Annotated in this window: 13 protein-coding genes; all 13 read left to right on the top strand. The window is 72.2% G+C overall.

Annotated features, from left to right (window positions below):
• On the top strand, nucleotides 1–915 hold a 915-nt coding region (locus ACFWN1_RS25760; RefSeq protein WP_384366475.1), incomplete at its 5' end, for an iron-containing alcohol dehydrogenase family protein.
• On the top strand, nucleotides 893–1,672 hold the full coding sequence (locus tag ACFWN1_RS25755; RefSeq protein WP_384366472.1) for a CDP-alcohol phosphatidyltransferase family protein: 780 nt from the start codon (nucleotides 893–895) through the stop codon (nucleotides 1,670–1,672). The genes ACFWN1_RS25760 and ACFWN1_RS25755, both read left to right, overlap by 23 nt.
• A 5-nt stretch (nucleotides 1,673–1,677) precedes the next feature.
• Nucleotides 1,678–2,550: a glycosyltransferase family 2 protein gene (locus tag ACFWN1_RS25750; protein ID WP_384366469.1), complete on the top strand. Its 873-nt coding sequence runs from the start codon at nucleotides 1,678–1,680 to the stop codon at nucleotides 2,548–2,550.
• 76 nt (nucleotides 2,551–2,626) lie between these two features.
• Nucleotides 2,627–3,556 (top strand): ABC transporter permease, encoded by a 930-nt coding sequence (locus tag ACFWN1_RS25745; RefSeq protein WP_384366466.1) that lies wholly within the window; start codon nucleotides 2,627–2,629, stop codon nucleotides 3,554–3,556.
• The gene (locus tag ACFWN1_RS25740) at nucleotides 3,549–4,328 is read left to right on the top strand and encodes an ABC transporter ATP-binding protein (protein WP_384366463.1); all 780 of its coding nucleotides are present in this window, start codon (nucleotides 3,549–3,551) and stop codon (nucleotides 4,326–4,328) included. Before ACFWN1_RS25745 ends, ACFWN1_RS25740 begins: the two co-directional genes overlap by 8 nt.
• Nucleotides 4,329–4,688: 360 nt before the next feature.
• Nucleotides 4,689–5,585 (top strand): squalene synthase HpnC, encoded by an 897-nt coding sequence (hpnC, locus tag ACFWN1_RS25735; protein WP_384366460.1) that lies wholly within the window; start codon nucleotides 4,689–4,691, stop codon nucleotides 5,583–5,585.
• Complete coding sequence (gene hpnD / locus ACFWN1_RS25730) at nucleotides 5,582–6,532, top strand: presqualene diphosphate synthase HpnD (RefSeq protein ID WP_384366457.1); 951 nt, start codon at nucleotides 5,582–5,584, stop codon at nucleotides 6,530–6,532. Before hpnC ends, hpnD begins: the two co-directional genes overlap by 4 nt.
• Nucleotides 6,533–6,665: 133 nt before the next feature.
• Nucleotides 6,666–8,084, top strand: coding sequence for a hydroxysqualene dehydroxylase HpnE (gene hpnE / locus ACFWN1_RS25725; RefSeq protein ID WP_384366454.1), 1,419 nt, complete (start codon nucleotides 6,666–6,668; stop codon nucleotides 8,082–8,084).
• Complete coding sequence (locus ACFWN1_RS25720; RefSeq protein WP_384366451.1) at nucleotides 8,084–9,217, top strand: polyprenyl synthetase family protein; 1,134 nt, start codon at nucleotides 8,084–8,086, stop codon at nucleotides 9,215–9,217. Before hpnE ends, ACFWN1_RS25720 begins: the two co-directional genes overlap by 1 nt.
• A gap of 118 nt (nucleotides 9,218–9,335) precedes the next feature.
• A complete protein-coding gene (gene shc / locus ACFWN1_RS25715) occupies nucleotides 9,336–11,366 on the top strand; it encodes a squalene--hopene cyclase (RefSeq protein WP_384366448.1) in 2,031 nt (676 codons plus the stop codon).
• The gene (locus ACFWN1_RS25710; RefSeq protein ID WP_384366445.1) at nucleotides 11,367–12,008 is read left to right on the top strand and encodes a 1-hydroxy-2-methyl-2-butenyl 4-diphosphate reductase; all 642 of its coding nucleotides are present in this window, start codon (nucleotides 11,367–11,369) and stop codon (nucleotides 12,006–12,008) included.
• A 5-nt stretch (nucleotides 12,009–12,013) separates the two neighbouring features.
• Nucleotides 12,014–13,036 (top strand): adenosyl-hopene transferase HpnH, encoded by a 1,023-nt coding sequence (gene hpnH / locus ACFWN1_RS25705; RefSeq protein ID WP_384366442.1) that lies wholly within the window; start codon nucleotides 12,014–12,016, stop codon nucleotides 13,034–13,036.
• A gap of 4 nt (nucleotides 13,037–13,040) precedes the next feature.
• On the top strand, nucleotides 13,041–13,366 hold a 326-nt coding region (locus ACFWN1_RS25700; RefSeq protein ID WP_384366439.1), incomplete at its 3' end, for a flavodoxin-dependent (E)-4-hydroxy-3-methylbut-2-enyl-diphosphate synthase.

Here is a 13,366-nt window from a genome sequence, read left to right as displayed (position 1 = left end):
CGGCTGAAGGAGCGGGTCGCCCCGCAGCTGCCGGGTGCCACCTGGTACGAGGTCGGCGGCGGCACCCTGGACGACGCCGTCCGGCTCGCCGACGACATCCGCGCGGGTCACTTCGACGCGCTCGTCGGCCTCGGCGGCGGCAAGATCATCGACTGCGCCAAGTACGCCGCCGCGCGGGTCGGCCTGCCGCTGGTCGCCGTGCCGACGAACCTCGCGCACGACGGCCTGTGCTCGCCGGTCGCCACCCTCGACAACGACGCGGGCCGGGGCTCCTACGGTGTCCCCAACCCGATCGCCGTCCTGGTCGACCTGGACGTCATCCTGGCCGCCCCGGCGCGCTTCGTGCGCTCCGGCATCGGCGACGCGGTGTCCAACGTCTCCGCCATCGCGGACTGGGAGCTGGCCAACCGGGTCAACGGCGAGAAGATCGACGGTCTCGCCGCCGCCATGGCCCGCCAGGCCGGCGAGGCGGTGCTCCGGCACCCGGGCGGGATCGCGGACAACGACTTCCTCCAGGTCCTCGCCGAGGCGCTGGTGCTGTCCGGCATCGCCATGTCGGTCTCCGGTGACTCGCGGCCCTCCTCGGGCGCCTGCCACGAGATCAACCACGCCTTCGACCTGCTCTTCCCCAAGCGCGCCGCCAGCCACGGCGAGCAGTGCGGCCTCGGCGCCGCCTTCGCCATGTACCTGCGCGGGGCGCACGAGGAGTCGGCGCACATGGCCGGCGTGCTGCGCCGCCACGGACTGCCCGTGCTGCCCGAGGACATCGGCTTCACCGTGGACGAGTTCGTCCGCGTGGTGGAGTTCGCGCCGGAGACCCGGCCGGGCCGCTACACGATCCTCGAACACCTCGACCTCAAGACTGACCAGATCAAGGACATCTACGCCGACTATGTCAAGGCCATCGGTAGCTGAACTCCGCCCGGTCGTCCACCCCGCGGGGGTGAAGGACCGGCGCAGCGGTGAGCACTGGGCGGGACGCCTCTACATGCGCGAGGTGTCCCTGCGCATCGACCGCTACCTGGTGAACACCAGGATCACGCCCAACCAGCTCACGTACCTGATGACCGTCTGCGGTGTGCTCGCCGCCCCGGCCCTGCTGGTGCCGGGGATCACGGGCGCCGTGCTCGGCATCGTCGCCACCCAGCTGTATCTGCTGCTGGACTGCGTGGACGGCGAGATCGCCCGCTGGCGGAAGCAGTACTCGCTGGGCGGGGTCTACCTGGACCGGGTGGGCGCCTACCTCACCGACGCCGCCGTCCTGGTCGGCCTCGGGCTGCGCGCCGCCGACCTGTTCGGCAGCGGCCGGATCGACTGGCTGTGGGCGTTCCTCGGCACCCTCGCGGCGCTCGGCGCGATCCTGATCAAGGCGGAGACCGACCTCGTCGGGGTCGCCCGGCACCAGGCGGGGATGGCGCCGGTGCGGGAGTCCGCCGCCGAGCCGCGGTCCTCCGGCATGGCGCTGGCCCGGCGGGCCGCCGCCGCGCTGAAGTTCCACCGGCTGATCCTCGGCATCGAGGCGTCACTGCTGATCCTGGTGCTGGCCGTCCTGGACCAGGCGCGCGGCGACCTGTTCTTCACCCGGCTCGGCACCGCCGTGCTGGCCGGCATCGCCCTGCTGCAGACCGTGCTGCACCTGGTGTCCATTCTCGTGTCCAGCAGGCTGAGGTGAACGGCATGAAGGTCGGCGCGGTCATCATCACCATGGGCAACCGCCCCGATGAGCTGCGCGCGCTCATCGACTCCGTCGCCAAGCAGGACGGCGACAGGGTCTCGGTGGTCGTCGTCGGCAACGGCTCGCCCGTGCCCGAGGTGCCCGCGGGTGTGCGCACCGTCGAGCTGCCCGAGAACCTGGGCATCCCCGGCGGCCGCAACGTCGGCATCGAGGCGTTCGGCCCCGGCGGCGGTGACGTCGACATCCTGCTGTTCCTGGACGACGACGGTCTGCTCGCCCGGCAGGACACCGCCGAGCTGTGCCGGGCCGCGTTCGCCGCGGACCCGGAACTGGGTATCGTCAGCTTCCGCATCGCGGACCCCGGGACCGGCGAGACCCAGCGCCGCCACGTGCCCCGGCTGCGCGCCTCCGACCCGCTGCGCTCCTCACGCGTCACCACCTTCCTCGGCGGCGCCAACGCCGTCCGTACGAAGGTGCTCGGCGAGGTCGGCGGGCTGCCGGACGAGTTCTTCTACGCCCATGAGGAGACCGACCTCGCCTGGCGCGCGCTGGACGCGGGCTGGATGATCGACTACCGGTCGGACATGGTCCTGTACCACCCGACGACCGCCCCCTCGCGGCACGCGGTGTACCACCGCATGGTGGCCCGCAACCGCGTCTGGCTGGCCCGCCGCAACCTGCCCATGCCGCTCGTCCCGGTCTACCTGGGCGTCTGGCTGCTGCTCACGCTGGCCCGCCGTCCCTCCGGACCCGCGCTCAAGGCGTGGTTCGGCGGCTTCAAGGAGGGCTGGACCAGCCCGTGCGGCCCGCGCCGCCCGATGCGCTGGCGTACGGTGTGGCGGCTGACCCGGCTGGGCCGTCCCCCGGTGATCTGAGAAGCTCGACGGGGCGGGCCACGGAGCCCGGCGCACGCGCAGTACACGACGCACCCGAAGACGAAAGTTTCCACCTGTGAGTGAGAGAACCCAAGACGGCGGTGTCGCGGTGACCGCGGCTCCGTCGCCCGACGAGGGACTGCCGGCGGCGGATCTCGCCGCCAAGTACGGGCTCGCGGCGAGCGGTGCCCGGCCCTCGCTCGTCGAGTACGTCCGGCAGCTGTGGGGCCGCCGCCACTTCATCCTCGCCTTCTCCCAGGCGAAGCTGACGGCCCAGTACAGCCAGGCCAAACTGGGCCAGCTGTGGCAGGTGGTCACCCCGCTGCTGAACGCGGCCGTCTACTACGCGATCTTCGGCCTGATCCTCAAGGCCAGCCGGGGCATGTCGCACGACACGTACGTGCCCTTCCTGGTCACCGGTGTGTTCGTGTTCACCTTCACGCAGAACTCGCTGATGTCGGGTGTCCGGGCGATCTCCGGCAACCTCGGCCTGGTGCGCGCCCTGCACTTCCCGCGCGCCGCGCTGCCGGTCTCGTTCTCCCTCCAGCAGCTCCAGCAACTGCTGTTCTCCATGCTCGTCGTGTTCGTGGTGGCGATCGGGTTCGGCAACTATCCGCGCCTGTCCTGGCTGCTGATCGTCCCCGTACTGGCGCTCCAGTTCATGTTCAACACCGGGCTCGCGATGATCGTGGCCCGCATGGGCGCCAAGACGCCGGACCTCGCCCAGCTGATGCCGTTCATCCTGCGGACCTGGATGTACGCCTCCGGTGTCATGTTCTCCATCAACACCATGCTGACGGGCCGGCCCGAATGGATCGTCCGGGTGCTGCAGGCCAACCCGGCGGCCGTCTACATGGACCTGATGCGCTTCGCGCTCATCGACGACTACGGCGCCTCGAACCTGCCCCCGCACGTGTGGGGCATCGCCCTGGGCTGGGCCGTGGTGCTCAGCTGCGGCGGCTTCGTGTACTTCTGGAAGGCTGAGGAGCGGTACGGTCGTGGCTGAGCAGAACACCGGCGACCGCCGGCCGACCGTCATCGCGGACGAGCTGCACATCGTCTACCGGGTCAACGGGGCCAAGACCGGCAGGGGCAGCGCCACCGCCGCCCTGAGCCGCATCGTCAAGCGCGGCGAACCGCGTGGCGTGCGCAAGGTGCACGCCGTGCGCGGGGTGTCCTTCACCGCCTACCGGGGCGAGGCCATCGGCCTGATCGGCTCCAACGGCTCCGGCAAGTCCACCCTGCTGCGGGCCATCGCCGGCCTGCTCCCGGCGGAGAGGGGCAAGGTCTACACCGACGGCCAGCCCTCGCTGCTGGGCGTCAACGCGGCCCTGATGAGCGACCTCACCGGCGAGCGGAACGTCATCCTGGGCGGTCTGGCCATGGGCATGTCCCGCGAGCAGATCAAGGAGCGCTACCAGGGCATCGTCGACTTCTCCGGCATCAACGAGAAGGGCGACTTCATCACGCTGCCCATGCGGACGTACTCCTCGGGCATGGCGGCCCGGCTGCGGTTCTCCATCGCCGCGGCCAAGGACCACGACGTCCTCATGATCGACGAGGCGCTGGCCACCGGTGACCGCGCCTTCCAGAAGCGCTCCGAGGCACGCATCCGTGAGCTGCGCCAGGAGGCCGGCACGGTCTTCCTGGTGAGCCACAACAACAATTCCATCCGCGACACCTGCGACCGCGTCCTGTGGCTGGAGCGCGGCGAACTCCGCATGGACGGGCCCACCGAAGAGGTCCTCAAGGAGTACGAGAAGTTCACGGGCAAGTAGCCCGCGGACCGTCAGGGCCCCGCCGGACAGCCCTCCGGCGGGGTCCCGCGTCTGCAAAGGATGCGTCAACTCCGGTGCCACGTCGGAATCTTGGCGCCCGTCGTGGTGTTCTTGCGATGCGCCGGACACCCCGGCGGACCCTGTCGTGTCGTACAACGTAAGCTGTACAGGTGCCGGAAACCGGCAATCGGGGCGATAATGCGCGACACCCTCCGCCGGGACACCCCCCGGAGGGTCGGCGGCGTGTCCGAAATAGTGAGTATCGGGTCGGCAGTGTAGAACGGGAGATGTGACGGCAATGGCTACGGAAACTCCCCAGCTCAACGTGGACCGCGCCGTCCTCGCACCGGGCAGCGCGCGGTGACGGGAACCGACACGGCGACGGCACTGGAACGCGCCACGCTGGACAAGGCCGCGCGGGAGAACTTCCCCGTGGCCCCCTTCTTCCTGCCCCGCGCCTGGCGCGCCGACCTCATGGCCGTCTACGGCTTCGCCCGCCTGGTCGACGACATCGGCGACGGCGACCTGGCCCCCGGCGGCGCCGACGCCCGCGTGCTAGGCGTCCCCCCGGAGCGGGCCGGCGACCGGCTCGCCCTGCTCGACGCCTTCGAGGCCGACCTCGGCCGCGTCTTCGACGGCACCCCCCACCACCCCCTGCTGCGCCGCCTGGTGCCCACCGTGCGCCGCCGCGGCCTCACCCCCGAGCCCTTCCTCGGCCTCATCGCCGCCAACCGCCAGGACCAGCTCGTCACCCGCTACGAGACCTACGACGACCTGCTCGCCTACTGCGAACTCTCCGCCAACCCGGTCGGCCGCCTGGTGCTCGCCGTCACCGGCACCTCGACCCCCGAGCGCGTCCGCCGCTCCGACGCCGTGTGCACCGCGCTCCAGATCGTCGAGCACCTCCAGGACGTCGCCGAGGACCTCGGCCGCGACCGCGTCTACCTGCCCGCCCAGGACATGAAGCGTTTCCACGTCCAGGAGAGCGACCTCGCCGCGCCGAGCGCCGGCGCGTCCGTACGCGCCCTGATCGCGTACGAGGCACAGCGCGCCACGGAGCTGCTGGACGAGGGCACCCCCCTCGTGGGCAGCGTCCACGGCCGGCTGAGGCTGCTGCTCGCGGGGTTCGTGGCGGGCGGAAGGGCGACGGTCCGGGCGATCGTCGCCGCCGATCACGACGTCCTTCCCGGCCCGCCCCGGCCCGGCAAGCTCCGGCTGCTGCGCGAGGCGGCCACGACTCTGCGAGGAGAGGGGTGATCCGGGCAGTGCAGGCTTCGCAAGCCGTGTCGGCACCGGTACTCGCCGCCTACCGCTACTGCGAGACGGTCACCGGGCAGCAGGCCCGCAACTTCGCCTACGGCATCCGGCTGCTGCCGACGCCCGAGCGCCGCGCCATGTCGGCGCTCTACGCCTTCTCACGGCGGGTCGACGACATCGGCGACGGCGACCTGCCCGGCGACGTCAAGGTGGACCGCCTGGAGGACACCCGGGCGCTGCTCGCCCGTATCCAGGCGGGCGCGGTCGAGGAGGACGACACCGACCCGGTGGCCGTCGCCCTCACCCATGCCGCCCTGGCCTTCCCGATCCCGCTCGGCGGCCTGGACGAGCTGATCGACGGCGTCCAGATGGACCTGCGCGGCGCGACGTACGAGACCTGGGACGACCTCAAGGTCTACTGCCGCTGCGTGGCCGGCGCCATCGGCCGCCTCTCGCTCGGCGTCTTCGGCACCGACCCCGGCGCACGCGGCGCCGAGCGCGCCCCCGAGTACGCCGACACGCTGGGGCTCGCCCTCCAGCTCACCAACATCCTGCGGGACGTGCGCGAGGACGCCGAGGGCGGCCGGACCTACCTGCCCGCCGACGACCTTGCCAAGTTCGGCTGCTCGGCCGGGTTCGCCGGCCCCACCCCGCCCGAGGGCTCCGACTTCGCGGGCCTGGTGCACTTCGAGGTCCGCCGCGCCCGCGCCCTCTTCGCCGAGGGCTACCGGCTGCTGCCCATGCTGGACCGCCGCAGCGGCGCCTGCGTCGCCGCCATGGCCGGCATCTACCGCCGGCTGCTCGACCGCATCGAGCGGGACCCGGAGGCCGTGCTGCGCGGCCGGGTCTCGCTGCCCGGCCACGAGAAGGCGTACGTCGCCGTGCGCGGTCTGTCCGGTCTCGACACCCGGAACGTCTCGCGGCACACGCTCAGGAGGCGTGCCTGATGGCGGCGGGCTCCGAGGAGGCGGCCCCGGCGCGCCGGGCAACCCCGGACCCCGGCGTGGCGTCCCTGACTGCGACGGCCGTGTGCGCACGGTTCAGCCGGCACGCGCGGGACCCACGGAAGGACGCGACGGGATGAGCGAGGCCCCACGCCCGGCACGGGCGCACGCCGGCGGCGACGGCCGGGACGCCGTCGTGGTCGGCGGCGGACTCGCCGGGATCACCGCGGCCCTCGCGCTCGCCGACGCGGGCGTCCGTGTCACCCTGCTGGAAAGCCGGCCGCGCCTCGGCGGACTCGCCTTCTCCTTCCAGCGCGGGGAGCTGACCGTCGACAACGGCCAGCATGTCCACCTGCGCTGCTGCACCGCCTACCGCTGGTTCCTCGACCGGATCGAGGGCACCGCCCTGGCACCGGTGCAGGACCGCCTCGACGTACCCGTGGTCGACGTCGCCAGGCCCGAGGGGCGGCGGCTCGGCCGGCTGCGGCGCGACCCGCTGCCCGTCCCCCTGCACCTGGGGCGCGGCCTGGCCGGCTATCCGCACCTCTCGCTCGCCGAGCGCGCGTCCGTCGGACGGGCCGCACTCGCGCTCAAGAGGCTCGACCCCGCCGACCCGGCGCTGGACGGCCAGGACTTCGGCTCCTGGCTGACCCGGCACGGCCAGTCCGCGCGTGCCATCGAGGCGCTGTGGGACCTGGTCGGGGTCGCCACCCTCAACGCGGTCGCGGGCGACGCCTCGCTGGGGCTCGCCGCGATGGTGTTCAGGACCGGGCTGCTGTCCGAGCCGGGCGCGGCCGACATCGGCTGGGCCCGTGTCCCGCTGGGCGAACTGCACGACCGGCTGGCCCGCAAGGCGCTCGACTCCGCGGGCGTCCGCACCGAGACCCGTACCCGGGTCGGCTCCGTCTCCCGGAACGCGGACGGGCGCTGGAGCGTCGAGGTGCCCGGCGAGACGATCGACGCCGACGCCGTCGTCCTCGCCGTACCCCAGCGCGAGACCCACGACCTGCTGCCGCCCGGCGCCCTCGACGACCCCGCCCGGCTGCTGCGCATCGGCACCGCTCCCATCCTCAACGTGCACGTGGTGTACGACCGTCCCGTGCTCGCCCGGCCCTTCTTCGCCGCGCTCGGCACGCCCGTGCAGTGGGTGTTCGACCGCACCGCCGCCTCCGGGCTGCGCGAGGGCCAGTACCTGGCGCTGTCCCAGTCGGCAGCCCAGGACGACATCGACGCCCCCGTGGCCGACCTGCGCGCCCGCTATCTGCCCGAGCTGGAACGGCTGATCCCCGGCGCCCGCACCGCGCGGGTACGGGACTTCTTCGTGACCCGGGAGCGCACCGCGACGTTCGCCCCCACCCCCGGCGTCGGGCGGCTGCGCCCCGGCGCCCGCACCGAGGTTCCCGGCCTGTACCTGGCCGGAGCGTGGACCGCCACCGGCTGGCCCGCGACCATGGAGAGCGCGGTCCGCAGCGGCGTGAGCGCGGCCGACGCCGCGCTCGGCGCCCTGGGCCGCCCCCGCCCCCGCCACCTCTTCACCTTCGGGGAGGCGGCCTGATGCTCGACCAGCACAGCCCGGAGGGGCCCCGTACCCCCGGTACCGCAACAAGAGGAGAGACTGTGCCCACTGTGCCGCCCCCGGCCTCGACAGCCGCCGCCGCGGTGGACGTGACCGCACTGCTGGAGCGCGGCCGGACCCTGGCCACCCCGGTCCTGCGCGCCGCCGTCGACCGGCTGGCGCCCCCCATGGACACCGTCGCGGCCTACCACTTCGGCTGGATCGACGCCGCCGGGAACCCGGCGGCGGGCGACGGCGGCAAGGCCGTGCGCCCCGCCCTCGCCGTGCTCTCCGCCGAGGTCACCGGCGCCGCCCCCGAGGTGGGCGTGCCCGGCGCGGTCGCCGTCGAGCTGGTGCACAACTTCTCCCTGCTGCACGACGACCTGATGGACGGCGACGAGCAGCGCCGCCACCGCGACACCGTGTGGAAGGTGCACGGCTCCGCCCAGGCCATCCTGGTCGGCGACGCCCTGTTCGCCCTCGGCAACGAGGTCCTGCTGGAGCTGGGCACCGTCGAGGCCGGCCGCGCCACCCGCCGTCTCACCACCGCCACCCGGGCCCTGATCGACGGCCAGGCCCAGGACATCTCCTACGAGCACCGCGACCGCGTCAGCGTCGAGGAGTGCCTGGAGTTGGAGGGCAACAAGACCGGCGCCCTGCTGGCCTGCGCGTCCTCCATCGGCGCGGTCCTCGGCGGCGCCGACGACCGCACCGCCGACGCCCTGGAGCGCTACGGCCACCACCTCGGCCTCGCCTTCCAGGCCGTCGACGACCTCCTCGGCATCTGGGGCGACCCCGAGTCCACCGGCAAGCAGACCTGGAGCGACCTGCGCCAGCGCAAGAAGTCCCTGCCCGTGGTGGCCGCCCTCGCGGCCGGCGGCCCCGCCTCCGAGCGGCTCGGCGAGATCCTCGCCGCCGACGCCAAGAGCAGCGACTTCGCCGCCTTCTCCGAGGCGGAGTTCGCGGCCCGCGCCGCCCTCATCGAGGAGGCCGGCGGCCGCGAGTGGACGGCGGACGAGGCGCGGCGCCAGCACACCGTGGCCATCGAGGCCCTGCACGCCGTCGACATGCCCGACCGGGTGCGGGCCGCCTTCACGGCGCTCGCCGACTTCGTCGTCGTGAGGAAGAGATGATCACTATCGGCCGAATAATCCTCGCGTAGTCGCCGGCCGGTGCGACGCGATCCACGGCACACCGGCCGACGGCGGACCCACAGCAGCACGACTCGGACGACTGCGTGAAGGGGAAGCCATGACAGCGACGACCGACGGAAGCACCGGGGCGGCCATTCCGCCCCGCGCTGCCGCGGCCAGCGACACCGACAGCACCACCCCCCTGGCGGCCGGGGTACCCGAGGCCGCCGAACGCGCCGCGGCGCGCGCCATCGAGTTCCTGCTCACCCAGCAGGACCCCGAAGGCTGGTGGAAGGGCGACCTGGAGACGAACGTCACCATGGACGCCGAGGATCTCCTGCTGCGCCAGTTCCTCGGCATCCGCGACGAGGCCACCACCCGCGCCGCCGCCCTGTTCATCCGCAGCGAGCAGCGCACGGACGGCGCCTGGGCGACCTTCTACGACGGCCCCGGCGACCTGTCCGCCACCGTCGAGGCGTACGTGGCGCTGCGCCTCGCCGGTGACGCCCCCGACGCCCCCCACATGGCACGCGCCTCGGCCTGGGTCCGCGCACGCGGCGGTATCGCCTCCGCCCGCGTCTTCACCCGGATCTGGCTCGCCCTGTTCGGCTGGTGGAGATGGGAGGACCTGCCCGAACTCCCCCCCGAACTCATCTGGTTCCCCACCTGGATGCCGCTCAACATCTACGACTTCGGCTGCTGGGCCCGGCAGACCATCGTGCCGCTGACCATCGTCTCGGCCAAGCGCCCGGTCCGCCCGGCACCCTTCACGCTCGACGAGCTGCACATCGACCCGGCCAACCCCAACCCGCCCAAGCCACTGGCTCCGCTGACCAGTTGGCAGGGTGTCTTCGAACGGCTCGACCGGGTGGTGCACCGGTTGCGCAAGGCCGTACCGTCCTGGCTGCGCCAGGCCGCGGTGAACTCCGCCGGCCGCTGGATCGTCGAACGCCAGGAGAACGACGGCTGCTGGGGCGGCATCCAGCCCCCCGCCGTGTACTCGGTCATCGCGCTGCACCTGCTCGGCTACGACCTCGGACACCCGGTGATGCGCGCGGGGCTGGAGTCGCTGGACCGGTTCGCCCTCTGGCGCGACGACGGTTCCCGGATGATCGAGGCGTGCCAGTCCCCGGTGTGGGACACCTGCCTCGCCGTCATCGCCCTGGCCGACGCCGGACTCCCCGCCGATCACCCGCAGTTGCTGAAGGCGGCCGACTGGATGCTGGGTGAGGAGATCCGCCGCCCCGGCGACTGGTCGGTCAAGCGCCCTCAACTCCCGCCAGGAGGTTGGGCGTTCGAGTTCCACAACGACAACTACCCCGACATCGACGACACCGCCGAGGTCGCCCTCGCGCTGCGCCGGGTCAGCCACCCCGCACCCGACCGGGTGGACGGGGCGATCGGGCGGGCCGTGCGCTGGAACTTCGGGATGCAGTCGAAGAACGGCGCCTGGGGCGCCTTCGACGTCGACAACACCAGCCCGTTCCCCAACCGGCTGCCGTTCTGCGACTTCGGCGAGGTCATCGACCCGCCCTCCGCCGATGTCACCGCACACGTCGTGGAGATGATGGCGGCCGAGGGACTCGCCCACGACCCGCGCACCCGGCGCGGCATCACCTGGCTGCTGGCCGAACAGGAGGCCGACGGCTCCTGGTTCGGCCGCTGGGGCGTCAACTACGTGTACGGCACCGGCTCGGTGGTGCCCGCCCTCACCGCGGCCGGACTGCCCACCTCCCACCCGGCGATCCGCCGCGCGGTGCACTGGCTGCGGCAGGTGCAGAACGACGACGGCGGCTGGGGCGAGGATCTGCGCTCCTACCAGCACACCAAGGAATGGAGCGGCCGCGGCGCCTCCACCGCCTCCCAGACCTCCTGGGCCCTGATGGCGCTGCTCGCGGCGGGGGAGCGGGACACCGACCCCGTCGAGCGGGGTGTGCGGTGGCTGGCCGAGACCCAGCGGGCGGACGGCTCCTGGGACGAGCCGTACTTCACCGGCACCGGCTTCCCCTGGGACTTCTCGATCAACTATCACCTCTACCGGCTGGTGTTCCCGCTCACCGCGCTCGGCCGGTATCTGCACGGCGACCCCTTCGAGAAGGCCCCCCTGGCCGCACGCAGAGGCCCGTGCGCCGTGTCCGGAGGGAGCTGAATGAGATCCCGGCCCGCCTCCGCACCGCTGCTGATCGTCTGCGCGCTCGGCATCGAGCAGCTCGCCCTGCGCACCGGCGACCGCGGCGGGGCCGACGAGCGGCTCAGCGTCCTGCGTACCGGCATGGGTCCCAGGGCGGCGGTGCGGTCCGTCACCGCGAGGCTCGCCGAGCTGGAGCCGGCCGACGCCGCCGTACTGGCCACCGGCTTCTGTGCCGGGCTGGCACCGGGCATGCACCCCGGTGACCTGGTCGTCGCCGAGGAGACCCGGGACGAGTGGGGGGCCGTCCCCTGCGTGGGCACCGAGCTGCTGGTGAAGGAACTGAGGCGCGCCGTCCCCGGCCGCACCGTCCACACCGGCCCCCTGACCGGCTCCGACCATGTGGTCCGGGGCCCGGAACGCTCCGCTCTGCTGGCGACCGGCGCCATCGCGGTCGACATGGAGTCGGCGGCCACCCTGCGTGGCGCCGTCGGCGCGGGAGCCCGCCCGGTTGCGGCCGTCCGAGTGGTCGTGGACGCTCCTGAACATGAACTTGTCCGGATCGGAACGCTTCGCGGTGGAATATCGGCCTTCCGTGTTCTCCGTTCCGTCCTTCCCGCTTTCTTCGAATGGCACCGTTCCTTGCCGCTCCCCCGGAGGTGAGCCAGATGGCCATGCCGTTGCGTCAGTCCATCAAGGTCGCTACATACCTGGCCGAACAGAAGATCCGCAAGCGGGACAAGTTTCCGCTGATCGTCGAGCTGGAACCGCTGTTCGCCTGCAATCTCAAGTGCGAGGGCTGCGGGAAGATCCAGCACCCGGCCGGTGTGCTCAAGCAGCGGATGCCGGTCGCCCAGGCCGTGGGCGCGGTGCTGGAGTCCGGCGCGCCGATGGTGTCCATCGCGGGCGGTGAGCCCTTGATGCACCCGCAGATCGACGAGATCGTGCGCCAGCTGGTCGCCCGGCGCAAGTACGTCTTCCTGTGCACCAACGCGATGCTGCTGCGCAAGAAGATGGAGAAGTTCACGCCGTCCCCGTACTTCGCGTTCGCGGTGCACATCGACGGGCTGCGTGAGCGGCACGACGAGTCCGTGGCCAAGGAAGGCGTCTTCGACGAGGCCGTGGCGGCGATCAAGGAGGCCAAGCAGCGCGGCTTCCGGGTCACCACCAACTCGACCTTCTTCAACACCGACACCCCGCAGACCATCGTCGAGGTGCTGAACTTCCTCAACGATGACCTGGAGGTGGACGAGATGATGATCTCGCCCGCCTACGCGTACGAGAAGGCGCCCGACCAGGAGCACTTCCTCGGGGTCGAGCAGACCCGTGAGCTGTTCAAGAAGGCGTTCTCCGGCGGCAACCGCAGGCGGTGGCGGCTCAACCACTCCCCGCTGTTCCTGGACTTCCTGGAGGGCAAGGTCGACTTCCCCTGCACCGCCTGGGCCATCCCGAACTACTCCCTGTTCGGCTGGCAGCGCCCCTGCTACCTGATGAGCGACGGCTATGTGCCGACGTACCGCGAGCTGGTCGAGGACACCGACTGGGACAAGTACGGCCGCGGCAAGGACCCGCGCTGCGCGAACTGCATGGCGCACTGCGGCTACGAGCCGACCGCCGTCCTCGCCACCATGGGCTCCCTGAAGGAGTCGCTGCGGGCCCTGCGCGAGACCGTCTCCGGAAACCGGGAGTGACGCCATGAGCGCCGTCTCCCTGGGCGTCCCCGAGGTACCGGCCCGCCCTGTCGCCACCCGCAGGGTGTCGCGGCAGCTCCAGGTGGGGCCGGTGCCGGTCGGGGGCGGGGCGCCCGTGTCGGTGCAGTCGATGACGACGACGCGTACGTCGGACATCGGGTCGACGTTGCAGCAGATCGCGGAGCTGACGGCGTCGGGCTGCCAGATCGTGCGGGTGGCGTGTCCGACGCAGGATGACGCGGACGCGCTGGCGACGATCGCCCGCAAGTCGCAGATCCCGGTGATCGCGGACATTCACTTCCAGCCGAAGTACGTGTTCGCGGCGATCGA

This window comes from Streptomyces sp. NPDC058459 (genome assembly GCF_042721685.1).
GTDB lineage: Bacteria > Actinomycetota > Actinomycetes > Streptomycetales > Streptomycetaceae > Streptomyces.
The sequence above is the reverse complement of the archived record's forward strand: the minus strand, read 5'-3'. Positions and strand labels throughout refer to the sequence as shown.

Coding starts and splice junctions, on each gene's coding strand:
- ACFWN1_RS25755 (WP_384366472.1), top strand. CDS start 893: ATGTCAAGGCCATCGGTAGCTGAACTCCGCCCGGTCGTCCACCCCGCG.
- ACFWN1_RS25750 (WP_384366469.1), top strand. CDS start 1,678: ATGAAGGTCGGCGCGGTCATCATCACCATGGGCAACCGCCCCGATGAG.
- hpnE (WP_384366454.1), top strand. CDS start 6,666: ATGAGCGAGGCCCCACGCCCGGCACGGGCGCACGCCGGCGGCGACGGC.
- ACFWN1_RS25720 (WP_384366451.1), top strand. CDS start 8,084: ATGCTCGACCAGCACAGCCCGGAGGGGCCCCGTACCCCCGGTACCGCA.
- shc (WP_384366448.1), top strand. CDS start 9,336: ATGACAGCGACGACCGACGGAAGCACCGGGGCGGCCATTCCGCCCCGC.
- ACFWN1_RS25710 (WP_384366445.1), top strand. CDS start 11,367: ATGAGATCCCGGCCCGCCTCCGCACCGCTGCTGATCGTCTGCGCGCTC.
- hpnH (WP_384366442.1), top strand. CDS start 12,014: ATGGCCATGCCGTTGCGTCAGTCCATCAAGGTCGCTACATACCTGGCC.